Source organism: Saccharothrix sp. S26 (genome assembly GCF_021390395.1).
GTDB lineage: Bacteria > Actinomycetota > Actinomycetes > Mycobacteriales > Pseudonocardiaceae > Actinosynnema.
This window is the reverse complement of record NZ_JAJUWT010000019.1, coordinates 99,462-124,167: the sequence shown is the minus strand read 5'-3', so window position 1 is coordinate 124,167 and position 24,706 is coordinate 99,462. Positions and strand designations below refer to the sequence as shown.

At 72.3% G+C, this 24,706-nt stretch carries 20 protein-coding genes; 6 read left to right on the top strand and 14 right to left on the bottom strand.

Features of this window, described 5'->3' with window-relative positions; translation table 11 throughout:
* Positions 1-60: 60 nt before the first annotated feature.
* Entirely contained in the window at positions 61-333 is a 273-nt protein-coding gene (locus LZG04_RS28445) for a GlsB/YeaQ/YmgE family stress response membrane protein (RefSeq protein ID WP_141976457.1), read from the bottom strand.
* An 88-nt stretch (positions 334-421) separates the two neighbouring features.
* Positions 422-976: a hypothetical protein gene (locus tag LZG04_RS28440; RefSeq protein ID WP_233822515.1), complete on the bottom strand. Its 555-nt coding sequence runs from the start codon at positions 974-976 to the stop codon at positions 422-424.
* Positions 977-1,434: 458 nt separating this feature from the next.
* Between LZG04_RS28440 and rph the strand changes: the two genes are divergently transcribed.
* On the top strand, positions 1,435-4,035 hold the full coding sequence (rph, locus tag LZG04_RS28435; protein ID WP_233822513.1) for a rifamycin-inactivating phosphotransferase: 2,601 nt from the start codon (positions 1,435-1,437) through the stop codon (positions 4,033-4,035).
* Positions 4,036-4,105: 70 nt separating this feature from the next.
* Here the strand turns inward: rph and LZG04_RS42020 are convergent, their stop codons facing one another.
* The 4 genes from LZG04_RS42020 to LZG04_RS28420 form a co-directional block, all read right to left on the bottom strand.
* A complete protein-coding gene (locus tag LZG04_RS42020; RefSeq protein ID WP_267938174.1) occupies positions 4,106-4,237 on the bottom strand; it encodes a hypothetical protein in 132 nt (43 codons plus the stop codon).
* A gap of 630 nt (positions 4,238-4,867) precedes the next feature.
* Positions 4,868-6,757: a multicopper oxidase family protein gene (locus LZG04_RS28430; protein WP_233822511.1), complete on the bottom strand. Its 1,890-nt coding sequence runs from the start codon at positions 6,755-6,757 to the stop codon at positions 4,868-4,870.
* A 208-nt stretch (positions 6,758-6,965) separates the two neighbouring features.
* Positions 6,966-7,400: a VOC family protein gene (locus LZG04_RS28425; protein WP_233822509.1), complete on the bottom strand. Its 435-nt coding sequence runs from the start codon at positions 7,398-7,400 to the stop codon at positions 6,966-6,968.
* Positions 7,401-7,404: 4 nt separating this feature from the next.
* Positions 7,405-8,415 (bottom strand): PaaX family transcriptional regulator C-terminal domain-containing protein, encoded by a 1,011-nt coding sequence (locus tag LZG04_RS28420; protein ID WP_233822507.1) that lies wholly within the window; start codon positions 8,413-8,415, stop codon positions 7,405-7,407.
* Between the two features lie 259 nt (positions 8,416-8,674).
* Here LZG04_RS28420 and LZG04_RS28415 point away from each other — a divergent pair, with 259 nt between their 5' ends.
* The gene (locus tag LZG04_RS28415; protein ID WP_233822505.1) at positions 8,675-10,000 is read left to right on the top strand and encodes a cellulose binding domain-containing protein; all 1,326 of its coding nucleotides are present in this window, start codon (positions 8,675-8,677) and stop codon (positions 9,998-10,000) included.
* Positions 10,001-10,155: 155 nt separating this feature from the next.
* On the opposite strand, the gene LZG04_RS28410 is transcribed toward LZG04_RS28415, so the two are convergent.
* Positions 10,156-11,439, bottom strand: coding sequence for an RICIN domain-containing protein (locus tag LZG04_RS28410; RefSeq protein WP_233822502.1), 1,284 nt, complete (start codon positions 11,437-11,439; stop codon positions 10,156-10,158).
* 68 nt (positions 11,440-11,507) lie between these two features.
* Positions 11,508-13,013, bottom strand: a complete 1,506-nt coding sequence (locus tag LZG04_RS28405; RefSeq protein WP_233822500.1) for a glycosyl hydrolase 53 family protein — start codon at positions 13,011-13,013, stop codon at positions 11,508-11,510.
* Positions 13,014-13,567: 554 nt separating this feature from the next.
* On the opposite strand from LZG04_RS28405, the gene LZG04_RS28400 reads away from it, so the two are divergent.
* Positions 13,568-15,016, top strand: coding sequence for an RICIN domain-containing protein (locus LZG04_RS28400; protein WP_233822497.1), 1,449 nt, complete (start codon positions 13,568-13,570; stop codon positions 15,014-15,016).
* 133 nt (positions 15,017-15,149) lie between these two features.
* Positions 15,150-15,704, top strand: a complete 555-nt coding sequence (locus LZG04_RS28395; protein ID WP_233822495.1) for a cysteine hydrolase family protein — start codon at positions 15,150-15,152, stop codon at positions 15,702-15,704.
* Between the two features lie 7 nt (positions 15,705-15,711).
* Here the strand turns inward: LZG04_RS28395 and LZG04_RS28390 are convergent, their stop codons facing one another.
* On the bottom strand, positions 15,712-16,314 hold the full coding sequence (locus LZG04_RS28390) for a hypothetical protein (RefSeq protein ID WP_233822493.1): 603 nt from the start codon (positions 16,312-16,314) through the stop codon (positions 15,712-15,714).
* 64 nt (positions 16,315-16,378) lie between these two features.
* On the opposite strand from LZG04_RS28390, the gene LZG04_RS28385 reads away from it, so the two are divergent.
* Entirely contained in the window at positions 16,379-17,578 is a 1,200-nt protein-coding gene (locus LZG04_RS28385; protein ID WP_233822491.1) for a cytochrome P450, read from the top strand.
* A 195-nt stretch (positions 17,579-17,773) separates the two neighbouring features.
* Here LZG04_RS28385 and LZG04_RS28380 read toward each other — a convergent pair whose 3' ends face one another.
* The gene (locus LZG04_RS28380; RefSeq protein WP_233822489.1) at positions 17,774-18,745 is read right to left on the bottom strand and encodes a GNAT family N-acetyltransferase; all 972 of its coding nucleotides are present in this window, start codon (positions 18,743-18,745) and stop codon (positions 17,774-17,776) included.
* Between the two features lie 170 nt (positions 18,746-18,915).
* Here LZG04_RS28380 and LZG04_RS28375 point away from each other — a divergent pair, with 170 nt between their 5' ends.
* The gene (locus tag LZG04_RS28375; protein WP_233822487.1) at positions 18,916-20,598 is read left to right on the top strand and encodes a cholesterol oxidase substrate-binding domain-containing protein; all 1,683 of its coding nucleotides are present in this window, start codon (positions 18,916-18,918) and stop codon (positions 20,596-20,598) included.
* 4 nt (positions 20,599-20,602) lie between these two features.
* Here the strand turns inward: LZG04_RS28375 and LZG04_RS28370 are convergent, their stop codons facing one another.
* The 4 genes from LZG04_RS28370 to LZG04_RS28355 form a co-directional block, all read right to left on the bottom strand.
* A complete protein-coding gene (locus LZG04_RS28370) occupies positions 20,603-20,911 on the bottom strand; it encodes a hypothetical protein (RefSeq protein WP_233822485.1) in 309 nt (102 codons plus the stop codon).
* Positions 20,912-21,010: 99 nt separating this feature from the next.
* The gene (locus LZG04_RS28365) at positions 21,011-23,092 is read right to left on the bottom strand and encodes a xanthine dehydrogenase family protein molybdopterin-binding subunit (RefSeq protein WP_233822483.1); all 2,082 of its coding nucleotides are present in this window, start codon (positions 23,090-23,092) and stop codon (positions 21,011-21,013) included.
* Entirely contained in the window at positions 23,089-24,078 is a 990-nt protein-coding gene (locus LZG04_RS28360; protein WP_233822481.1) for a xanthine dehydrogenase family protein subunit M, read from the bottom strand. The genes LZG04_RS28365 and LZG04_RS28360 overlap by 4 nt, the downstream gene beginning before the upstream one ends.
* Positions 24,075-24,578, bottom strand: a complete 504-nt coding sequence (locus LZG04_RS28355) for a 2Fe-2S iron-sulfur cluster-binding protein (RefSeq protein WP_233822479.1) — start codon at positions 24,576-24,578, stop codon at positions 24,075-24,077. The genes LZG04_RS28360 and LZG04_RS28355 overlap by 4 nt, the downstream gene beginning before the upstream one ends.
* Between the last annotated feature and the right edge of the window lie 128 nt (positions 24,579-24,706).

The following is a 24,706-nucleotide window of genomic DNA, read 5'->3' as shown; positions in this document are numbered from 1 at the left end:
GGCAAGCGTCGGGCCCGCCGGCGAACAGCCGGCGGGCCCGTGCGCTGTGGTGGTGCGACGTCAGCCGTGGGCGCGGTGGCCCCGGCTGGTGACGAGGTGGTAGACGGCCAGCACGACGACCGAGCCGAGGATGGCCAGCAGCCAGGTGCTCAGGTCGAAGAAGCTGCCGATGTCGGAGCCGAAGATGGCGCGGCCGATGAAGCCGCCGATGATGGCGCCCACGATGCCGAGCAGCATGGTGATGACGATGCCGCCGGGGTCCTTGCCGGGCATGACGGCCTTGGCGATGGCGCCGGCGATGAGACCCAGAACGATCCAACCCAGGATGCCCACGGTGCTTCCTTGTCCTCGTGCCGCGTCGTCTCCTGCTGCGACGCGGCGTGATCGTTACCGGACCCTGGTTGCCCATCCCGCGTGGATTTCACACCTGTGGAGGTCGACTCACCGCGAGGACCGACCCCGCCACCACCGCCCACCTGCGCATCCGTGCCGCGTACAGCCGACGGTTCAGCGGCCCGAGCAGCACGGCCACCACCTCGTCCGCACGCGGCCGCACACCGAGGCGCAGCAACGACCGCAGGTGCGCGACCCTCGTGCGGTGGGGATCACCACCCCGCTCGAACCGCCGCCACGCGCGGGCCCGCGCACGTCCGTCGGCCGACGCGAGCCGCACGGCGAACGCCAGGCGGGCGCGCCGCACCGGGGCCGACGCGCGCGGGTCCGCCGAGTCGAACGGGCGGTTGACCGAATCGGCGCAGAACCGGTGCTCGGGCCACGCGCCCGGGACGGCGGGCCGGGCCGGCGTCGCGGCGACCAGGGGCGCGGCCGGGTGGTCGGCGGGCCACCGCGGGTCTACCTCCAGCCCGCACCACCAGCACAGCGCCTCCGGGTCCACGGCGGCCGGCGCGTGGTCCAGCGGCACGGCCTGCGGACGGTGCGCGAACGGGTGAGTCGTGATGTGGACGGCGAACTCCATGATCGTCAAGTTACCGCCGCGCCCCGACCCGAACGGCCCTGATCAGCGTGCCGCACCGAAAGTTCGGCCGAGGTGATCGGCTCTGCCGATCACCGACCGTCCACCTGGGACCGCTCGTCATGGCGGAACCGACGCCTACCGCTGAACGGGCGATCGGAGGTGTGATCGGTCACGACGGTGTCCACGGCGGCCGAGGCGCGACCGGGGGTCGTCGTACGCGAGAGGGGGCCGGACCCGGCCCGAGCGGGGGAGCGCTGCTGTCCACCTGGGGGAACGTCACCGCGCGGCGATCGACGGCGGGAAGAGGGCGCGTTTGGACGGGCGATCTTCTCCCGCCATGTTCAACATATAGCGCACGGTGGGTCTTGCGGCAAGGCCCCGGTGATGCCGCAGAATCTCCGGCCTATGCCACGACCTGCGCAAACGGGTCGTGGTGAACGGACGGGGGAAGGCGAAGAATGGGCAACCACGTGCTCGGTCTCGAGGAGATCGACCAGACGCAGGTCGCGGTCGTCGGTGGCAAGGGCGCGCACCTGGGTGAGCTCTCGCGCATCGAGGGCGTCCAGGTGCCGGCCGGCTTCTGCGTCACGACGGAGGCGTTCCGGCGGATCGTCGAGGACGCGCCGTCGATCGACGGCCTGCTGGACCGGCTGTCGCGGCTCGACCCGGACGACCGGGAGGCGATCCGCGCGGGCAGCGCGCAGGTCCGACAGGCCCTCGAAGGGGTCGCCGTCCCCGACGACGTGGCGGCGGCGGTCACCGGCGCGCTCGCCCGGCTCGGCGAGGACGCGCCCTGCGCGGTCCGGTCGAGCGCGACGGCGGAGGACCTGCCCGGGGCCTCCTTCGCGGGCCAGCAGGACACCTACCTCAACGTCGTGGGGCCGGCGGAGGTGCTCCGGCACGTCAGCCGGTGCTGGGCGTCGCTGTTCACCGAGCGGGCGGTGACCTACCGGCTGCGCAACGGCTTCGACCACCGCGAGGTTCACATGGCCGTGGTCGTGCAGCGGATGGTGTTCCCGGAGGCGTCCGGGGTGCTGTTCACGGCCGACCCGGTCACGTCCAACCGGAAGGTCGCGACCGTGGAGGCGTGCTTCGGCCTCGGCGAAGCCCTGGTCTCCGGCCTGGTCAACGCCGACTCCTATACGGTGCGGGACGACGAGGTCGTCGCCAAGGCGGTCGCCACCAAGGAGGTCGCGCTCGTCGCCGCACCGGACGGCGGGACGCGGGAGCAGGCGGTCGAGCCCGCGCGCCGGGAGCGGCCCGCGTTGACCGACGAGCAGGCCGTGCGGCTGGTGCGGCTCGGCCGGCGGATCGAAGCGCACTTCGGTCGTCCCCAGGACATCGAGTGGTGCCTGGTCGACGACGGGTTCCGGATCGTCCAGAGCAGGCCGATCACCACCTTGTTCCCGATCCCGGAGGCCGCCGACCGGGACAACCACGTCTACGTCTCCGTCGGCCACCAGCAGATGATGACCGACGCGATGAAGCCGCTGGGCCTGTCGCTGTGGCAGATGACGACCCCTCGACCCATGGCCGAGGCGGGCGGGCGGCTGTTCGTCGACGTCACCCGGTTGCTGGGCTCGCCGGCGGGCCGTGCCGCCTTCCTCGGCGTGGCCGGGAAGTCCGACCCGCTCATGGGTGACGCGCTGCGCACCCTCCTCGACCGCGACGGCTTCGTGCCGGCGCTGCCGCAGGACAGCCCCGTCCAGGCGGTGCCCGGCGCGGAGCCGGTCGGGATCGAGGCCGACCCGGCGCTGGTCACGGAGTTGATCCAGCGCGGTGAGGAGTCGATCGCCGCGCTCGCGCGCGACATCCGCGGCAAGTCCGGGACGCGGCTGCTCGACTTCATCCTGGCCGACCTGCCGGAGCTGAAGCGGATCCTGTTCGACCCGCGCAGCCACGACGTGATCATGGCCGGGATGCAGGCGGCGTGGTGGCTCAACGAGCGGCTGCTGGAGTGGCTGGGGGAGAAGAACGCGGCGGACGCGCTCTCGCAGTCCGTGCCCCACAACGTGACCTCGGAGATGGGGTTGGCGCTGCTCGACGTGGCCGACGTGATCCGGCCGCACCCGCAGGTCGTCGCCTTCCTGCGCGACGTCGAGGACGACGACTTCCTCGACCGGCTCGACGGCCTCGACGGCGGCCGCGAGGCGCGTGACGCGATCGTCGGCTACCTCGACAAGTACGGCATGCGCTGCGTCGGCGAGATCGACATCACCAGGCCGCGGTGGAGCGAACGGCCGACCATGCTCCTGCCCCTGCTGCTGTCCAACATCAGGAACCTCGAGCCGGGGGCCGGTGCGCGCCGGTTCGAGCAGGGGCGGCAGGAGGCGTGGAAGAAGGAGCAGGACGTGCTGGAGCGCCTGCGCGCCCTGCCCGACGGCGAGCGCAAGGCCGAGGAGACCAAGCGGAAGATCGACCTCGTCCGCACGTTCAGCGGGTACCGCGAGTACCCGAAGTACGGCATGGTCAGCCGCTACTTCCTCTACAAGCGGGCGTTGCTGGAGGAGGCGGAGCGCCTCGTGCGGGCCGGCGTGCTGGGTGAGCGGGAGGACGTCTACTTCCTGAGGTTCGAGGAGCTCCGGGAGGTCGTGCGGACCGGGCGGGCCGACGAAGGGCTCATCCGCCGGCGCAAGGACGCGTTCAGGTCCTACCAGGCGCTCACGCCACCGCGGGTGCTCACCTCGGACGGCGAGGCCCTCACCGGGGCGTACCGGCGCGACGACCTGCCGCCCGGCGCGCTGGTCGGCCTGCCGGTGTCCGCGGGCACCGTCGAAGGCCGGGCCAGGGTCATCCTCGACATGGCGACCGCCGACGTCGAACCGGGCGACATCCTGGTCACCGCGCACACCGATCCCAGCTGGTCGCCCCTGTTCGTGGCCATCGCGGGCCTGGTCACCGAGGTCGGCGGCCTGATGACCCACGGCGCGGTGGTCGCGCGCGAGTACGGCCTGCCCGCCGTCGTCGGGGTGGAAGGCGCCACGCGGCTGATCCGGGACGGTCAGCGGATCCGGGTGAACGGCACGGACGGGTACGTCGAGCTCGTCGAGGCGACGTGACGGGCTGAGCACGGGGCCGCACCGGCACCTGGCCGGTGCGGCCCGTCGCGGTCCGTGACGCGGCGGATCGTCAGAAGCCCCACGGGTCCGGGTGGGGCTCCAGCCCGGGGCCGACCAGGTCCAGCAACCGGTCGACCAACCAGCCGTTCCAGTGGGCCTTCGTGGACTGTGGCGCCCGGAACGCCGGGAAGCGGGTCGGCACCGCGTCGGCGCGGATCGCGGACTCCCTGCACGCCGTTCCACTCCGGCTCCGACGACGCCTCCGCGTCCAGGCAGTCGACGACCTCCACCAGGAACAGCGACCACTCGTCGCTCTCGACGCGTCGACGCGCTGCGGTTGCAGGCGACCGGCCGACTCGAAGTCGGCCCGGAACCCTCCGCGATCCGGCGGCCGACGATCGGGGCCTCGTCCGCGCCGGGCGAGAACTCCACCGCGCGCCACGACGGGTCGCCGACCCACTCGGCCTCGACACCGTCCGGGTAGTCGTCCGGCGAACCGGACAGCTGCCGGCGGATGACCCGGGTCAGCTCGCCGCCGACGGTCAAGGCCCGGTAGTGGCCCCGGTCCGCGGAGGTGCTCCGGGAGCAGGCGGTACACCGCGCGGTCGTGGGGGAGGTCGGCCATCACGTTGATGTCCACGCCGTGCGCGTCCGGCAGGTCCCTGCTCTTCGCGCCCGACGACCGGTCGATCGGCGTCGGCGTCCGCTCGATGGCGACCCCGCCTGTCGCACCGGCTCGATCTTCTGCCATCTCGATGACTTTAGTACAGACCAAAGATGACCGCCTCGGAATCGAATGCGATCCCGAGGCGGTCCGGTGGGAGAGCGGCTCTTACCGAGCGTCGCCCTCGTGGCTGCGGGTGTCGTTCGCCGCTTCGCCGTGGTGGTGGCCGCCGCCGAAGCGGTGGACGTGGAAGCGCGCCGCCTCGGCCGGCATCACCACGAAGGGCCGCATCATGCCCTCGTCCTCGTGGTCGAGGATGTGGCAGTGGTACATGAACTCGCCCGTCGCGCCGGCGAAGTGGCCCGCGATGGTCAGCCACTCGCCGGGGCCCACCAGGTAGGTGTCCTTCCAGCCCTCGTCGCGCTGGTCCAGCGGCCTGCCCGGGCCCGGCACGGGCAGCGGCGCGGTGGTGCCGCCGATCGCCACGTCGAAGCCCGTGACGTTGCCGGTGGCCGCGTCCCGCGGGTACTGGTTGCGGGCCAGGGCCTGGAACTGCGCCATGTGGACGTGCATCGGGTGTGCTGGACCGCCCAGGTGGATGAAGTTCCACACCGCCCAGCGGCCGTGGTCGACGAACACGCTCGTGGTGTCGTCGAACAGGCTCGCGACCCGTTCGAACGTGCGCACCAGCCCGCTGTTCGGGTCGGTGAGCTGGATGATCCCGGCGGCGGGCAGTTCCGCGGGGATCCGGTCGGGGTCGGTGATCTCGTGCAGCTCCCACAGCTGCGGGTGGCCCTCGCCCGCGGTGCCGGGCGGCACCAGTCCGATGTGGACGTGGTCGTGGTCGTCGGGGACCGTGGTGCCGTGGTGCAGCCGCACGTAGGACTCCGACAGCTTCGCCGGCAACCGGAACCGGTCGTGCCGGTCGCGGTCCTCGACCCGGAACTGCATGACCGACGGCTCCGGCGCGGCCGTCGGGTGCGCGTTGGTCAGCCGCACCCGCCTGCCGCGCAGCCGGGAGAAGTCGACCAGCAGGTCGGCCCGCTCGGCCGGGGCGAGCACCAACCCGCCCGAGGGCAGCGGGGCGGGCGCGGGCAGCAGGCCGCCGTCCGTGCCGATCTGGCGCACGGCGTCGTCCAGCGGTTCGCCGGTCTCGTCGTCGACCAGGCGCAGCTGGTAGGTGCGCGCGTTCGAGGCGTTGACCAGGCGGAACCGGTACCAGCGCGCCTCGACGTCCAGGTGCGGCCAGATCACCCCGTTGACCAGCGTGAACGGCCCGCTGAACGGCAGGTGCAGCACCTGGCCCGACGGTGTGGTCAGGTAGGGCACCTTGTAGAGCAGCTGCCCGGTGAGCGCGCCCGTGGCGTCGGTGTCGAGGTTGCGGTCGGTGATCACCAGCGGCACCTCGTGCTCGCCCGAGGGCAGGTCGAGCGCGGCTTCCTCCTCGTCGCGGACCAGGTACGCGCCGACCAGGCCCGCGTGGACGGTGAAGCGGGTGATCGCCATGGCGTGGTCGTGGTACCAGAGCGTGGTGGCCCGCTGCCGGTTCGGGTACTCGGCGAGCTGCGAAGCCTCTTTGAGCACCGCGTTGTGCGCCCACCCGTCGTTGCCGGCGCCGGTGAGCGCGCCGTGCAGGTGCACCACCGTCCACGACGGCAGGTCGGACACCCCGTCGACCAGCTCGACGCCCTCGGGCAGCGTGCCGTCCGGCGCGCGGAAGCCGGGGCTGTTCTGGGGCGTGGACGCGAGCGGCGCCCGCACCGCGATCAGCGGGATCTTCCCCTCGATCTCGTTGGTCCAGGACACGCGCAGCCGGCGTCCGCTGCGCACCTCGATGGTGGGGCCCGGGAAGTGGCCGTCGTAGGTCCACACGGCGGTGGGCGGCAGTTGCGAGTGCAGGCGCACGGACGTGCGGACCATGGTCACGGTGAGCGCGTCCTGGTGCCACCACGAGTGCGGCCGGATCACCGGCGGCACGCGCAACGGGTCCAGGAACCTGGTGAGGCCGAAGGTGGGCCCGTCGGCGACGGACAAGGGCGTGCTGATGAGTTCGGTCATGAGAATTGCCCCCCGGCAATCTGCTGCGCGCGGCCCACCCGCCCCCGGAGGGGCGGGTGGCGCGCTATCCCCCCTGCGCGGGGTCCGGCTCCCCAACCGGAAACCCCCGACACAGGAGAAGAGGGGGCGGCGCGGCGCTGGATACACCGGGGCGGGGAATTCGTCCCGAGCCCGCGGACGCCGTGGTGGTGGACGCGGTGGTGGCGCGTCAGTCGAGGCAGAACTCGTTGCCCTCGACGTCCTGCATGACCAGGCACGACTCGTTGTCCCCGTCGGCGAGCAGCAGTTCCACCCGTGTCGCGCCGAGCGGGATCAGCCGGGCGCACTCGGCTTCCAGGGCGGCGACGCGCTCCTCGCCGACGAGCCCGGTGCCGACCCGGACGTCGAGGTGCACCCGGTTCTTGACGACCTTCCCCTCGGGGACGCGCTGGAAGTACAGCCTCGGGCCCACGCCCGTGGGGTCGACGCAGGCGAACGCGGCGCCCCGCTTCTCGGGCGGCAGCGAGTTGTTGAAGTCGTCCCAGGTGGCGAAGCCGTTCGGCGCGGGCGGCACGACGTAGCCGAGCACGTCGCACCAGAAGCGGCCGACCCGCTCGGGGTCCGCGCAGTCGAAGGTGACCTGGAACTGTTTGACCGACGCCATGGCCTCACCCTAATGCGGGGTGCGGTGAGCCGTGGGATGACCCGGTGACCGCGGGTGCGGCGAGGCCGATGCCGGTGGCCATCTCGGCGATGGTGTGCGCGCGGATGTCGGGGCGCGGTTCGCCGGTGATCCGTGCGGCGGCGGCCCGCACGTGGTCCTGGGCGGGTTCGGCCAACCCGTCGTACACGGCGAGGAACACCTCCCGGGCGCGGGCGCGGGGCCAGTCGGGTGGCAGGAGCCGGGTCGGGAGCCGGGGGTCGAGGGCCGGGAAGCGGCGGTAGGTGTCCATCACCTCGGTGCGGGCCCGGACGGCGTCGGCGCCGGTGATGTCGCCCGCGTGGACGCGCGGTGTCAGCGGGGTCCAGCGCCGGATGAACTCCTCGTACCGCTCGGCGATGGCGGGGAGGTCCCAGGCGTGGATGGGGTCGCGGGTGGCGTTCGACGTGAACGGCAGTTGCTTCGCGCGGAACGCGGTCGTGACGCCGGGCGTGAGCGCGACGAGCTCGGCGTGGTCGGCCGGTGCCGGCGGGTGCGGGGACACCCAGATGCCGTCGTAGAGCGGTGCGTAGCCCAGCCAGCGCAGTTGGGCGCGCAGCGCGGTGCGCCGGGTCTCCTCCTGCGTGGGCATGGTGAAGGCGATGACCGTCCACTCGCCGTCCCAGGAGTCCGGTGCGGCGGCGAACGACGCGATGGACGTGCCGCCGCGGGACAGGTTCGCGGCGGCCGGTCCGGTCAGCCGGTAGGAGCTGTGCCGGCCGTGACGGCTGCCCTCCAGCACGCCCCGGCGGGCCAGTCGGCTGACGGCGGTCCGCGCCGCGCCTGCGGTCACGCCGAACTCGCCGAGCAGGGCCACGATCGCCGCGGTCGGCAACCACGCGCGGGCGTGGACGGTGTAGTCGGCGATCAGCGTCACCGCCAGGCCCTGGGGCGAGCTGCCGGTCTGCCGGCGTGGCAGCCGCACGGGACCGGCGTCGACGTCGGGGAAGATCTCTTCGACGTTGAACGGGCTGACCACGGTCGCGCTCCCCCACCTATCGAGACCGATCGTTGACACTTCTCGGGCGTCCGACAAGACTATGTGACACATGGGTTCGATGCGAGCCGGCGGTGCACGACCGGCGCAGCCGCGGCCGGTCGATCCGATCTCCGCCCGCGGCGCTCAACACCCTCCGCGACCGTGATGCCGCTACCTCACGGCTCGTCATCGGGGTTGGCACCGGATCAGGCGACTGTCGAGCCTGTCCGTCGCACTCTCTCTTCAGGAGGTATGCGCAGTGTCAGGACTGGAAGGCACTTCCCCGGCGACGGGCGCGGCCGGGACGGGCCGTGCCGGCGCGGGGCGCTGGTGGCCGCGGGGCGCGGCCGCGGCCGCCGCGGTGATCATGTTAGGCGCGTTGGCGATCGTGGGCGGCACCCGTCCGGCGACCGGCGCGGACAACCCGTACCAGCGGGGTCCGGACCCGACGCCCGCCAGCGTCTCGGCCGGTCGGGGCACCTTCGCCACCGCGCAGGTCTCCGTCGGTGCGGGCAACGGCTTCGGCGGCGGGGTGATCTACTACCCGACCGACACCAGCCAGGGCACGTTCGGCGCGATCGCGGTCGTGCCCGGCTACACCGCCACGTGGGCCGCCGAGGGCGCGTGGATGGGGCACTGGCTGGCGTCGTACGGGTTCGTCGTCATCGGCATCGACACCAACACGCGCAACGACTGGGACACCGCCCGCGGCACCCAGTTGCTGGCGGCGTTGGACTACCTGACCCAGCGCAGCTCCGTGCGCGACCGGGTCGACGCCACGCGGACGGCCGTGATGGGCCACTCGATGGGCGGCGGCGGTGCGGCGTACGCGTCGCTCCAGCGGCCCTCGTTGAAGACCTCGGTGGGGCTCGCGCCGTTCAGCCCGTCGCAGAACCTGACGACCACGCGCGTGCCGACCATGCTGCTGTCCGGGCAGAACGACGGCACGGTGACGCCGTCCAGCGTGCAGAACCTCTACAACGGCATCCCGGCCGGTGTGGAGAAGGCGTACCTGGAGCTGACCGGCGCGGGCCACGGCTTCCCCACGTCGAACAACCCGACGATGATGCGCACGGTCATCCCGTGGTTCAAGATCTTCGTCGACAGCGACACCCGCTACACGCAGTTCCTGTGCCCGCTGGCGGACTCCAACGGCATCCGGACCTACCAGAGCACCTGCCCGCTGGTGCCGTCCACGCCGCCGACCACCACGACGACGCCCACCTCGACCACCACGACGTCGACCACGAGCACCACGCCCACCACCACGACCACGACGCCGCAGCCCGGTGGGGCGTGCAGCGCCACCTACCGCACCGTCAACTCGTGGTCCGGTGGCTACCAGGGCGAGGTCACGGTGACCGCCGGCACGTCGGCCGTCACGGGGTGGACGGTCCGGTGGTCGCTGGGCAGCGGTCAGACCATCAGCCAGGTCTGGAACGGCACGCTCACCGTCGACGGACCGACCGCGTCCGTGCGCAACGTCTCGTACAACGGCTCGCTGGGAGCCAACGCGTCGACCACGTTCGGCTTCATCGGCGGCGGCACCCCGCCCACGTCCACCTTGTCCTGCACCAGTCCGTGACCCGATAGGTCGTGCTTGGCCGGACGCCGGGTGGCGGCTCTCGCCCCCGGCGTCCTTCTGCGTCCACTGGGAACGACTACCGGCCACTTCCTCGGGCAAGGCGTCGGGGCACCGCTCGGGCGGGTGGCGAGCGGTGCCCCGATCGGTCCTCCGGGTCAGACCCGGCGGCGGGTGAAGCGCTGGTTGGCGTTGCCGTTGTAGGTGTAGAGGGCGATGCGCGCGCCGTCGGCGGTGGAGAACTCCCAGACGTCCAGGGCCAGGCCGGACTCGCGGTTGACCAGGCTGATCACGTCACTGCCGTGGTCGACCACGCGCCACTGCTGGCCGGTGGCGCCGCTGTCGGGCTGCTGCACGACGTCGGAGCCGTTGGTGGTGCCGGTCGGCTGGAGGAACAGCCCGCTGTGCCGGGCCTTGAGGCGGACGTGCCCGTCGCCCGCGTCGACGAACTCGAACTGCTGGTTGGGTCCGTTGTTCCCGGCCCACTGGACGAGCCGGGCCCCCGCGGCGGTGGAGGCTTCGTTGACGTCGGCGGCCTTGCCGCTGTGCTGGGCGAGCAGGGTGTAGGCGGCCGGGCCGCCGGGGGTGCTGCCCAGTTGCGCCTCCCACCGGGTGTTGGAACCGGACGCGTCGGCGGGGAGGCGGTCGCGGGCGGCGGTGTCGCCGTACATGGTCCAGCGGGCCCAGTCCACGACGGTGCGCGGGAAGCGCTGGTCGCTCCAGAAGCTGGTGTGGCTGCCGCCGACGAAGGTGAGGAACGCCTTGGGCCAGGCCATCTCCGCGTACGCCTGCCGCGCCGAGGAGTACGAGGTGGTCGAGTCCTTGTCGCCGTGGACGAACAGCACCTTGGCGTTGACGCTGGAGGACGGGTTGCCCATGTCCACGCAGGACTGGGGGTTGGCGGAGACGATGCGGCTGTCCGGCCAGGACGTGAGCAGGCCGTGGGTGGTCATGCCGCCCAGGGAGTGGCCGGAGACGCCGACGCCGATCGAGGTGTTGATGTGCCCGGCCAGTGGCCCGCTGGTGTTGAGGGCGAGGGTGTTGGTGAGGATCTGGGAGACGTCCTTGGAGGTGTTGCCGTTGTTGACGTCGGCGAAGTTGTGGTTGAAGTGCGGCGCGGGGACGATGAAGCCGGCCGAGGCCAGGGCGCTGATGATGAACAGGGAGCCCTGGGGGCTGCTGCCGTAGCCGTGGGTGAAGTTGTAGATCGGGAAGACGCCGTTGGCCGGGGTGCCGTTGGTGACGGGGCTGCCGCCGGCCGCGCCGGTGGCGGGGTAGTAGACGTAGGTGGTGCACGGTCGGCTGCCGCGGGTCCAGTCGTAGCGCCGCACGCCGACCGCGAACGGTGTGGTCGGTGCGGTGGCCGACGTTCCGACGGAGGCGAGGGCGTGGCCCGTGCCGAGCAGGGACAGGCCGAGGCCCGCCGCTCCTGCCGTGCCCATCCTGAGGAACGTACGCCGTTGCAGGGTCATCATCGACTCCTTGGTTTCGGGGGTTTTCGGGTGCGGCGTCACGGGAGCCAGCGGATGTCGGGGTTGATCCGGCCGTTGCGGTCGAAGACGGCCATGTTGTCCCACTCGTTGCCGGAGTTGGCGATGTCGGTCGGGTTCCAGCCGTTGCCGGGCACGGCGTACCAGGTCGGCTCCCAGTAGAAGACGCCGGATGCGCCGGCGTTGCGGGCGGTGGTCTGCACGGCGGCGAAGTTGGCCTGCTGCCCGGCTTGCGTGGCCGGGTGACCCGAGCACGGCTGGGAGGACGTGACGACGTTGGCGGTGCTGTCGTGGTTGGTCGTGGTGAATGGGTAGGCGGTCTCCACGATGACGACCGGTTTGCCGTAGCGCGACTTCATGTCGGAGACGACGTTCGCCATGTTCGCCATGCCGCCGTGCCAGAAGCAGTAGTACGACAGGCCGGTGACGTCCCACTGGACGCCCTGGGCGCGGATGCCGTCGTAGAACGAGCGGGCCCCGCTCTCGACCCGCGCGGTGTGGATGACGACCTGGGTGCCGCTGTTGCACGCCTTGGTGGCGTTGTAGCCGGCCTTCAGCAGCAGCCCGAGGTTGTAGTAGTTGCCGTTGACGACCCGGCCGTCGTCCCAGAGCATGCCGGTGTTGATCTCGTTGCCGATCTGCACGCTGTCGGGCGCGGTGCCCTGGGCCTTGAGGCTGGTGCACACGTCGTAGGTGTGGTTGTAGACGTCGGTCTGGAGCTGGGTGATGCCGTGGTCGGCCCACGCGGCGGGCTTGAACTGCTTGCCCGGGTCGGCCCAGGTGTCGGAGTAGTGGAAGTCCACCATCAGCTTCAGGCCCTTGGCCTTCACCGTGCGCGCGTACTGCAGGACCTTGTCCTTGTTGTTGTAGCCGCTGCGCGGGTTGTTCCAGATGCGCAGTCGGGCGTAGTTGACGCCGGCGCTCTTGAGGATGTCCAGCGGGTCGGCCTGGACGCCGTCGGGCCGGTAGAACCTCGTGCCCAGGTCGGCGGCCCGCTGCAACGTCGACACGTCCGCGCCGCGCATGATCGAGGTGTCGCCGACGTCGGTCGTGGTCACTTCGAGGTGGTCCACGTTGGCCAGTCCGCCGGCGGTGGTCGCGGCCAGCCGCACGGTGTTCGAGCCCGCGTTCAGCGGCACGGTCACGGTCTTGGTCGCCCACGTGGTCCACGCGCCGGTGGCGTCGAACGCCACGCCGGCCTGCGCCACCGTGCCGTTGACGCTCAGGTCGCCGGGCCGGTTCGCGCCGCTTCCGTTGGCGTAGCGGAACCCCAGCGTCGCCGTGCCCTCGGTCGGCGCGGTCACCGTGAACGAGACCGCGCTGCCGACGGCGTTCGACGTGTCGCAGAAACCGCTGCCGGAGTAGCCGGAGTGGTTCGAGGCGACGACGCCACCGCACACCGCGGGCGCGGACTCCGCTTCGTACCGGTTCGTCGCGGCGGTCGCGGTGACCGGCAGCGCGACGACCGCACCGGCCAAGGCGGTCACCACCGCCGCGGCCGACGAGATCCGTGAAGCCATCCTCATTGATGCTCCTTTGCGCACAGTTCCGTCATGGACCCCGCGGGTCCGGGCCCGAGGTGGACTCGCGATCGCGGGCCACCTCACCGCGGCCGGTGGCGGCCGGAGGAGGCGCGGCACACGAGGCCAGCGGCCGAAGACGCTGTGAACGTGCACAGTATCCGGCCGGGTCACGTATGTAAACACATCGAACATCCTTGGTAGCACTGGACAAACGGACCAACGATGACTGTGCACGTTCCCATCGACTAGGCCGTTCGAGCGAACGTCCAGGACGGGTGCGAAAATGTTTCGAAGAACCGTTGACACCGAGGCGACCCGTTCGTACCGTCGTTTGGATAGCGCTTTCCGCAGCGGTGCCGGCCGCGCGGCGAAAGGCTGTGCGAGTCACCTCAATCGAATGTTCGACACCTCGTCCCATACGAGATGCGTCCATTGACGGCGGTGTGAAACCAGCGACACGATCTCCTCCGGAGAAAGTCCTCCCACCCGGCGGCGCTGCCGCTGTGCCAACTCAGGGGAAAGGCACGCACATGACATTGTCGTCATGCGGTGCGGTCGTGCGATCGGCACTGGTGCTCGCCGTGGGCGCGGTCGCGGCGCTCGCACCGGTCGCACCGCAGGCCCAGGCCGCCACCGTCGACACCACGGCCACGTACGCCGTCGTCGCACGGCACAGCGGCAAGGCGATGCAGGTCCAGTCCACTGCGGACGGTGGCGCGGTGGTGCAGTCGACGCGGGTCGACTCGGCCGCGCAGCAGTTCCAGTTCGTCGACTCCGGCGGCGGCTACTACCGGCTCAAGTCGCGTTACAGCGGCAAGGTGGTGGACGTGTCGGGTTCGTCCACGGCCAACGGCGCGGACGTCGTGCAGTGGACCGACAAGAACGCGGCCAACCAGCAGTTCAGCCTGGTGGACACCGACAGCGGGTACGTGCGGATCGTCAACCGCAACAGCGGCAAGGCTTTGGACGTGTGGGAGCGCTCGACCGCCGACGGAGCGCGCGTGTCCCAGTACGACGTCAACGGCGGCACGAACCAGCAGTGGCAGCTCGTCCGGCTCGGCGGCGGTGACACGCCCGGCGGCAACGGCTCGCCCACCGACCCGAACGTCAAGTACTTCGGCCGCTGGAACACCGCCGACCCGACCGCGTACGTCTCCGAGTGGGCGGGCGCCTACCTGGTCGTCGGGTTCACCGGGCGCACGGTGCAGCTGCGCCAGCGCAACACGATCGACTTCTTCGTCAGCATCGACGGCGGACCGGACGTCGCCTACGTCAACCGCAGCGGCACGGTGAACCTGACGCCCACCCCGTTGGCGGCGGGCAACCACACGCTGCGCGTGTCCTACCGACCGGTCGCGGGCTCCTACCGGGGCGACGCGGTCTACCGGGGCATCCAGTTGGACGCCGGCGCGACGACGTTCGCGCCGCCCGTGCCGGCGAAGACCGTCGAGTTCGTCGGCGACTCCATCACCGTGGGCCAGCAGTCGTCCAAGCAGGCGTTGACCGCCTACGGCTGGCTGGTCGGCGAGCGCCTGGGCACGGGACACACCCAGATCGCGGTGGGCGGCGCGTGCCTGGTCTCCGCGGCCGACGGCTGCATCGGCATGAGCGACCGGTTCCTCAAGACCGGGATCACGAACAACACCGACTGGAACTTCTCCCGGTACACCGCGAACGTCGTGGTGATCAACCTGGGCACCAACGACGTCGGCCACAGCGTGTCCGGCGCGCAGTTCCAGAGCGCCTACGTCACGCTGATCCAGCGCGCCCGGCAGAAGTACCCGGACGCCACCATCCTGGCGATGCAGACCTTCCGCAAGCGCTACATCCCCGAGACGCAGGCGGCCGTGCGCCTGGCCAACGACCCGAAGGTGCGGTTCGTCGACACCACGGGCTGGATCGTGGAGTCGACCGACACCACCGACAACGTCCACCCGAACGACCAGGGCCACCGCAAGATCGCCGACCGCCTGGCGCCGATCGTGTCCGCCGCGCTCGCCGGCTGAACCGATCGCGCACGCCGCACCGCCCGGGGCCGTCCCGCCCCGGGCGGTGCGTCCACATCGGTATGATCACCGCCGTCGGGATGGCTGTCCTGTTGGCCGCGGGGCGCCGGGGGCTGAGGGCCGGGAGCCTGTCGTGACCACCGCACTGATCATCGGGGACGTCCAGCGGGGCATCACCGGCAACTACCCGTTCGCCGCGCGGGTCGTGCCGACGCTCACCGGGTTGCTGCCCCGCGCCCGTGCGGCCGGCGTCCTGGTCGTGTTCGTGCGCATCGCGTTCCGCCGCAACCAGGCGGACCTGCCGCCCGGCAACGCGCTGTACCGGTCGTTCTTCGACGCCGGTGAGGCGTTCCACGAGGGCTCGGCCGGCACGGACCTCGCCCTGCCGGTCGCCGACGAGGACGTCGTCGTGGTCAAGCGCCGCGCGAGCGCGTTCGCCGGCACCGACCTCGACCTGGTGCTGCGCGCGGCCGGTGTCGGCTCGGTCGCGGTCGCCGGGGTCGCGACCAGCGCGATGGTCGCCGCCACGTGCTACGACGCGGCCGACCGCGGCTACGCGGTGACCGTGCTGCGTGACGGCTGCGCCGACGGCGACGAGGAGATGCACGACTTCTTCGTGGACGCCGTCTTCCCCAGCCGGGGGTTCGAGGTCGTGCCCTGCGCCGAGTGGCCCGGCGACCGCGCCTGACCCCCCGTCAGGCGGGTGCGGAGTCGCCGCACAGGAACGCGTACAGGGCGTCACCCGTGGGCACGGGCTGGTCGGCCGCGTGGCGGACCACCCACGGGCACGCGTCGTCGGCCAGGCCGCAGGTGTCGGAGTTCCCGCCCTGCGCCGGCACCACCAGGCGGTCGCCCACCCGCCAGGCGGCGTGGTGCCACTCGTCGTCGTGCGTGCCGACGAGGTGCGGGACACCCGACCTCGCGGTCAACCGCGCCGCGGCCTCGCGGTGGCGCGCGTCGAACCCGGCTCGCGTGGCGAGCACGTCGGCCGGCCGCGCGCGGACACCAGGGTCGCGGACGTCCTGGTCCTCGGGGTCGCGCTCGTCGAGGCAGGTGGCGAACGGGTGGAAGAAGCCGACCACCTCGTCCGCGTCGAACCTCCTGGCCACGCCGACCCACCGGTGGTCATCCACGGCGAACTGATACTCCGCCCCGCCGTGGAACTCCTCGGCCACCGACCGCCCCTCGGGCAGCGGCCACCCGATCGCCACCCACGCCTCGTTCAGCGCGATCCACACCAGTGACATGCGCCGGGAACGCAGGGCGTGCACGGCGGGCCGCACCGGCCGTTCGCGCATCCGGTCACTGCACAACCCGTACAGTGTCTTGTACGGTACGTGATCATCCGGTAACGATGAGTGCGTGTCGATACACGTGTTGGACCTGAGCGGCCGGGACATCCAGGCCGAGGCGGCGGCCCTGCGCGCCCGCGGCCCGGCGACGCGGGTCGAGCTGCCGGGAGGGGTGCGCGCGTGGGTGGTCGGTGACCTGGACCTGGTGCGCCGGCTGCTCTCCGACCCCCGCGTCTCCAAGGACGCTCGCCGGCACTGGCCCGGCCTCGCGGGCATCTCCGAGGACTGGCCGCTGTACCTGTGGGTCGCGGCGCGCAACATGTTCACCTCCTACGGCGCCGAGCACCGCAGGCTGCGCACGTTGATCTCCAAGGGGTTCACCGCCCGCCGCGCCGAGGCGATGCGGCCGGACGTGGAGCGGATCGTCGCCGACCTCGTCGACGGGCTCGCCGCCGGACCGGACGTGGTCGACGCTCGCGCCGAGTTCGCCTACCCGCTGCCGATCGAGGTCATCTGCCGGTTGATGGGCGTGCCCGACGACGCGCGCCCCGAGCTGCGCCGGATCGTGGACAGCCTGTTCGTCACCACGACCACGCCCGAGGAGGCGATCGCCAACCAGGTCCTGCTCTACGAGATCCTCAACGACCTGGTGGCCGCCAAGCGGGCCACCCCCGGTGACGACCTGACCAGCGGCCTGATCGCCGCCCGCGCCGAGGACGACGCCAGGCTGACCGAGGCCGAGCTGGTCGACACCCTGATCATGATGATCGCCGCCGGCCACGAGACCACGGTCAACCTCCTCGACCAGGCCGTCACCGCGCTGCTCACCCACCCCGACCAGCTGCGCCTGGTCACCTCCGGCGAGCGGACGTGGACCGACGTGATCGAGGAGGCGTTGCGCTGGCAGGCCCCGGTGGCCAACCTGCCGCTGCGCTACGCCGTGGAGGACCTGGAGCTGGACGGCGTGACGATCCGCCGCGGCGAGGCGATCCTCGTGGGCTACGCGGCGGTGGGCCGCGACCCGGCCCACCACGGCGACACCGCGGGGGAGTTCGACATCACCCGCGCGGACAAGACGCACCTGTCCTTCGGCCACGGCGTGCACTACTGCCTGGGTGCGCCACTGGCCCGCATCGAGGCGGAGGTGGCGCTGCCCGCGTTGTTCGACCGCTTCCCCGACCTCGCGCTCGCCGTGCCGGTCGAGGAGCTGGAGCCGGTCCCGTCGTTCATCTCCAACGGCCACCGCACCCTGCCGGTCAGGCTGCGCTAGCCGCTCCGGCACGACGCGGTGGAGAACGCGGCCACCCCTCCGTCCGGTGACCGGGTGGACCACCTCGCCGATCGGGGAACCCCCGTCACCGGGTGGCAGCCCACCGCGCGCGGGCGCGCGGTGGCAGCTCGCCACGAGCGTCGAAGCCCTCTCGCCCTCGTGGTCGCGCGGACCGCGCCCGGGGGGCGCCGACGATCACACTTCGAGCGCCCAGCGCACGTGCCGCATCGTCGGTGTGAAGCCGGCCCGTTCGAAGAGCCCGGACGCCCCGAAAGGACTCGCCGAGTCCACGCTCGCAGTGGCCCGGTCGTAGCCGTGGTCGGCGGCGGCACGCAGCGCGTGTCCGACCAACGCGCCCGCGACGCCGCGCTCGCGGTGCCGCCGCAGCGTCCCGATGAGCATGAACCGGGCGTCACGGACGCCGGTCGCCGCCGTGTCGGCGTCCCAGCACATGGTCACCAGCACGCCCACCGCGGTCCCGGCCGCCGCGTCCCGCAGCAGGAAGCTGACCTCCGGCCGGAACGTCTGGTTGGTGATCTTGTTCCGCCAGGCGTCCGCCGGCATCGGCGTCGCACCCCAGTGGTCCTGGTAGGACTCGTTGCGGACGGACCGGAACTCCTCGTCGTTCGCCGCCGACCACGGCTCGACCCGCAGCCCGTCGGGAATCGCCGCGTCGGGGATCGCCTCGCCCAGCGGGTGTTCCAGGTACTCGTAGTAGCGGACCGGCTCGAAGCCGTGAGAGCGCAGGAGTTCGGCGAGGCCGGCGATGTGCTCGCCCTTGTGCACGTCGACCACGAGCTTCGACGTCGGGTGGTGCAGGTCGTGCACGACCTTCGCCGCCGCCACCCCGGCCGAGACGAGCGCGGTGCCCAGGCCCCGCCGCCGGTGGTCGGGGTGGACCCCACCGTCGAGGAAGACCCGGTGCACCTCGTCCGCGGTCGGCTTGTGGCGGACCTTCATGAAGCCGACCATCACGTCACCGTCGAAGACCGCGAGGCTCGCGCGCCCCAGGTCCGCGTAGGGGTCGATCAGCTCCTGGAGGGTGTCCTCCTCGGTGTAGTGCTCGCCGATCCGGTCGACGGCCTCCATGGCGTTGAGGAGGTCGGCCGACACCTTGGCGTCGTCGCGGGTGAGCGGCCGCCACGTCAGGGAGGGTTGTGCGCGCATGCGGCGGGACGGTATTGCCCGCACGTGCCGGCTGTCGCTTCGTTTTCGGGTCGCCCCCGGTGATCGGATCCTTGACCGGCCGCGCCATCCGAGACGATCCCGGTGCGCTGTTCGGCCCAACCTCCCGGCGGCGCCGCGCGGCCCGTCGGCGGCGCACTTATGGTCGGATCATGAGCCCCGCCTTCTCCCGCCGCGGCTTCCTCGGAGCCGCCGCCTGGTTACCCGTCGGCGCGCTCCTGCCCGGTCAGGTGTCGGCCGACCCGCCGCCCGCGTTCCCCTCGGGGATCGAGCTGTACCGGCAGGCGTACCGGAACTGGGCGGGCGAGATCCGCACCGACGACCTGTGGACCTGCGCGCCACGCACACCGGCCGACGTGGTGCTGCTGGCGAACTGGGCGCACGGCCAGGGCTTCACCCTGCGACCGAAGGGCTTCCGGCACGGGTGGGCGCCGCTGACCGTCACCGCGGGCACCACCGACGCGGACCGGGTCGTGCTGGTGGACACCACCCGGCACCTCACGGCCATGACCCTCCTGCCGGGCGCGGTGCGGACGCAGACCGGCGCGTCGATGGACGAGCTGCTGGCGTTCCTGGAGGACGCGGGCCTGGGCGTGACCAACACCCCCGCGCCGGGCGACCTGACCGTCGGCGGCGTGCTCGCGATCAACGGCCACGGCACGTCCGTCCCGGCGGTGGGGGAGACCCTGCCGGCCGGCCACACCTACGGCTCGCTGAGCAACCTGATCCTCTCGCTGACCGCCGTGGTGTGGGACGGCGGCGAGTACCGGTTGCGCACGTTCCGGCGCGACGAGCCCGAGTGCGCCGCGCTGCTGACCCACGTCGGCCGCGCGTTCCTGACCGAGGTGACGCTCCGCGTGGGTGCGAACCGGAACCTGCGCTGCGTGAGCCGGGTCGACATCCCGGCCCGCGAGCTGTTCGCGCCACCCGGCAGCGGCGCGACCCGCACGCTCGCGAGCTTCCTCGACGAGGCGGGCCGGGTCGAGGCGATCTGGTTCGCCTTCACCGACCACCCGTGGCTCAAGACGTGGAGCGTCGCGCCGACCAAGCCGCCGACCTCGCGGCACGTCGTCACGCCCTACAACTACGTGTTCTCCGACAACGTGCCCAAGGCGGTGTCCGACCTCGCCGACCTGCTCATCACCGGCGCGTGGGCGCTCACCCCGACGTTCGGGCAGTTGCAGTACACGACCGCGGCCACCGGGCTGACCGCCACGCTCACCACCGACCTGTGGGGCGCGTCGAAGAACCTGATGCTCTACGTCAAGCCCACCACCCTGCGCGAGACGGCGAACGGCTACGCGGTGCTGACCAGCCGGGCCGAGGTGCAGCGCGTGGTCAGCGACTTCGCCACCTACTACGAAGACCTGCTGCTGGCCTACCAGAGCCGCGGGTTGTTCCCCGTCACCGGCCAGGTGGAGATCCGCGTCGGCGGCCTCGACGACCCGGCGCACGTGGGCGTGCCCGGCGCGCAGGCGCCCGCGCTGTCGGCCGTGCGGCCGCGCGAGGACCACCCGGAGTGGGACGTCGCGGTGTGGTTCGACGTGCTGACCTTCCCGACCGCGCCGGGCGCGGCGGCGTTCTACCGGGAGCTGGAGCGGTTCTTCTTCACCCGGTACACCGGCTCGTACGCGTTCACGCGGGCCGAGTGGTCCAAGGGCTGGGCCTACACCGACCAGGCGGCGTGGGCCGACCACACCGTGCTCACCTCGACCGTGCCCGACTCCTACCGGCAGGGCCCGAACCCGACCTGGGACGCCGCCCGCGCGACGCTCAACGCGGTCGACCCGCACCGGGTGTTCAGCAACCCGTTCCTGGACGTGCTGCTGCCCTGAGCCCCTACCGGGAGGCCTTCGCCAGTTCTTTCAGCACGGCGTCAAGCGGCCGCCGGGTGAGCCGTCCGGGCGGGGTCCAGGTGTGCACCACGTCCGCGGCCTTGACGACGCTCGCCTGGTCGAGCCGGACCCAGTAGTCGTCGACCCAGGTCTTGGCCTCGACGGCCCGGGCGCTGCCGTCCGGCTTCGGCTTCGCCGTGCCGAACGGGGCCACCAGCACCGCGTCCGCGCCGTCGAGGGTCAGGCCGACCCGCAGGACGAGGACCTTGCGGTGGTTGTGCTTCATGATCATGCCGACGTGCTTCGCTGCCATGCGGTGAGTCCTCCGAAAGAGGTGGAGTTCGCACCGTAGGCACTACCGAGAGTGGTGGGCGAGGGCCGAACGGACCAACTCGTCCGCGCACGGCTGCGGTCAGAGGAAGTGGTCCAGCGTGATCGGCAGGTCGCGGACGCGGACGCCGGTGGCGTGGTGGGCGGCGTTCGCGATGGCGGCGGCGGTGCCGACGATGCCGATCTCGCCGACGCCTTTGGTGCCCATGGGGTTGGTGTGCGGGTCGTGCTCCTCGACCCAGTGCGCCTCGACGCGTGGCACGTCGGCGTTGGTGGCGATGTGGTACTCGGCGAAGTCGTGGTTGACCACGTGGCCGAACCGCTCGTCCACGACGCTGTGCTCGTGCAGCGCCATGGACAGGCCCATGGTCATGCCGCCGACGAGCTGCGACCGGGCCAGGCGCGGGTTGACCACGCGGCCGACCGCGAACACGCCCAGCAGCCTGGCCACCCGCACCTCGCCGGTGTCGACGTGCACCCGGACCTCGGCGAACTGCGCGCCGAACGCGTGCATCGCGTACCGGCCGGCGGCGGGGTTGTCCGGCATCCCGGCCCGGACCTCGTCACCCGCGGCGGGGTCGTCGCCGAACCGCTCCCGCAACGCCTCCGCCGCGGCCACCACGGTCGAGCCCCACGACGTGATGCCGGACGACCCGCCCGCCACCGACGCCTCGGGCAGCGCCGTGTCACCGATGCGCAGCTCCACGTCGCCGAAGTCCACGCCCAGCGCGTCGGCCGCGACCTGCGCCAGCGACGTCCACGTGCCGGTGCCGAGGTCGGCCGCGCCGATCCGGACCAGGTAACGGCCCGGTCCCGTGCAGCGGATCGCGGCGACCGAGCCCGGCGTCCGGCTCACCGGGTAGGTCGACGCCGCCACCCCGGTGCCGACGAGCCACCCCGCCTCCTCGCGGGCGCGCGGCGTCGGGTCGCGGTGCTCCCAGCCGAACCGGCGGGCGCCCTCGCGCAGGCAGGCGACCAGGTTGCGGCTGGAGAACGGCTTGCCCGTCTCCGGGTCCACGTCCGGCTCGTTGCGGACGCGGAACTCCACCGGGTCGACGCCGCAGGCCGCGGCGAGCTCGTCCACCGCCACCTCGGGCCCGAACATGCCGGGGCACTCGCCGGGTGCGCGCATCCACGACGGCACCGGGACGTCCAGCGCGGCCAGCCGATGGGTCGTGCGGCGGTTCGGCGCGGCGTACATCATCCGGGTGGGCCGGGCGGTCTGCTCGGCGAACTCCTTGACGCGGGAGGTCTGGGACACCGCGTCCAGCGCGACCGCGGCCAGCCGCCCGTCCGCGTCGCACCCCATCCGGACCCGTTGGACCGTCGGCGTCCGGTAGCCGACCAGCGAGAACATCTGCTGCCGGGTGAGCGCGAGCTTGACCGGTGTGCCGGGCACCGCCCGCGCGGCCATCGCGGCGACGATCGCGTGCACGTGCGCGGTGCCCTTCGCGCCGAAGCCGCCGCCGACGTGCGGCGAGATGACGTGCACCCGGCGCGGGTCCAGCCCGAGCACCTTCGCCGTCGCCTGGCGGGTGGTGTGCACGCCCTGCGTCGAGTCGTAGAGGACCAGGTCGCCGTCCAGCCACAGGGCCGTCGTGGTGTGCGGCTCCATCGGGTTGTTGTTGTACCAGGCCGTGGTGTAGGTCTGGTCGAGCGTGAACGGCGAGTGCGCGAGGCCCGTGCCGAGGTCTCCCCGCGAGGTGTCGGTGTCCGCGCCCCCGTTCACCTTCTCCGGCGCGTACAGGTCGTCGCGGTCGGCGCTCAGGTGCACGTCGTGCGGCCGCGGGTCGATCCGGACGCGGACCAGCGCCGCGGCTTCGCGGGCGATCTCGCGGGTGCGCGCCACCACCGCCGCGACGACCTGGCCGCGGAACGCCACGTCGTGCGACTGCAACGCGGCCAGCTCCGCGTCCCGCGCGGACGCCAGGCGCGGCGCGTTGTCCGGGGTCAGCACGGCCAGCACCCCGTCCAGGGCTCGCGCCGCGCCCACCTCCACCTCGGTGAGCACGCCTCGGGCGACCTCGGCCTGCACCAGGTGCAGGTGCGCGGGGTCCACCACGTGCTGGTCACCCGCGTACCGGGCGGTGCCGGTCACCTTGGCCGGACCGTCGACGCGCCGGGGTGACCGGCCGAGCACGCGCGGCCGCAGCAGGTCCGTCATCGTTCCCCCCGGCTCAGCTCGCGCAACGCCGACACGACGAGGTTGCGGGTCAGCGGCACCTTGAAACCGTTGCCCGCCAACGGTGCCGCGCCGGCCAGCTCCGCGTCGATCGCCCGCCGGAACACCTCCTCGCCGGTCCGCTCGCCGCGCAGGACGTCCTCCGCCCGTCGGGCGCGCCACGGCTTGTGCGCCACACCGCCCAACGCGATCCGCACGTCCCGCACCACGCCCCGTTCGACCCGCAGCACGGCGGCGACCGACACCAGGGCGAACGCGAACGACGCCCGGTCGCGCACCTTCCGGTACAGCGACCGCGTGCCCGGCGGCAACGGCGGCAGGTCGACCCACGTGATCAGGTCGGCGGGTGACAGCACGGTGTCGCGGTGCGGCTCGTCGCCGGGCAACCGGTGCAGCTCCACCAGCGGCACGACCCGCCGCCCGCCCTCGCCCAGCACGGCGACCTGCGCGTCGAGCGCGGCCATCGCGACCGCCATGTCGGACGGGTGCGTGGCCACGCAGTGCGCGGACGCGCCCAGGATCGCGTGGTGCCGGGTGTAGCCGCCGATCGCCGAGCACCCCGTGCCGGGCTCGCGCTTGTTGCACGGTGTGGTGATGTCCTGGAAGTACACGCACCGGGTGCGTTGCAGCAGGTTCCCGCCGGTCGTGGCGAGGTTGCGGATCTGCCCGGACGCGCCCGACAGCACCGCGCGGGCCAGCACCGGGTAGTCGCGCCGCACGACCGGGTGCGCGGCCAGGTCGGTGTTGCGCACGGTCGCGCCGACCCGCAGGCCGCCGTCCGGCAGCTCGTCCACGGCGTCCAGCGGCAACCGGCTGATGTCGACCAGGACGTCGGGCGCGACGAGGCCGAGCTTGAGGTGGTCGACCAGGTTGGTCCCGCCGGCGAGGAACGCCACGCCGGACCACCCGGTCGCGGCGGCGACGGCGCTCTCGGGGTCGGGCGCGCGCCGGTAGTCGAACGGCATCACCGCGCACCGTCCCGCACCGCGGCCACGATCCCGACGTACGCGCCGCACCGGCACAGGTTCCCGCTCATCCGCTCGCGGACCTCGTCGTCGGTCGCCTCCACCGGCCCGGTGAGGTCCGCGGTGACCGCGCTCGGGTGACCGGCCGCCAGCTCGTCCAGCACGCCGACGGCCGAGCACACCTGCCCCGGCGTGCAGAAACCGCACTGCAACGCGTCCCGCTCCAGGAACGCCTCCTGCACCGGGTGCAGCCGCTCGCCGTCGGCGAGCCCTTCGGCCGTGGTAACCTCAGCCCCGTCGTGCGCCACCGCGAGCGCCAGGCACGTGATCGCCCGCCGCCCGTCGAGCAGCACCGTGCAAGCCCCGCATTGACCGTGGTCGCAGCCCTTCTTGGGGGCGAGGGCTCCGACCCCGTCGCGCAACGCGTCCAGCAACGTCGTCCGGGTGTCCACGCGCAGCCGCCTGCGCCGACCGTCCACGCGCAGCTCGATCTCACCGTCCACGGCCCGGCTCCTCCGACTCGACGTCACCCTGGGCTTCCCGGGCTCCGGCGGGCCAACCCGCGATCCACCGAACGGTTCAGCCATCCGATGTATGTGCGCCGCTTGCCGTCTGAAGGAGCGTCCGACTG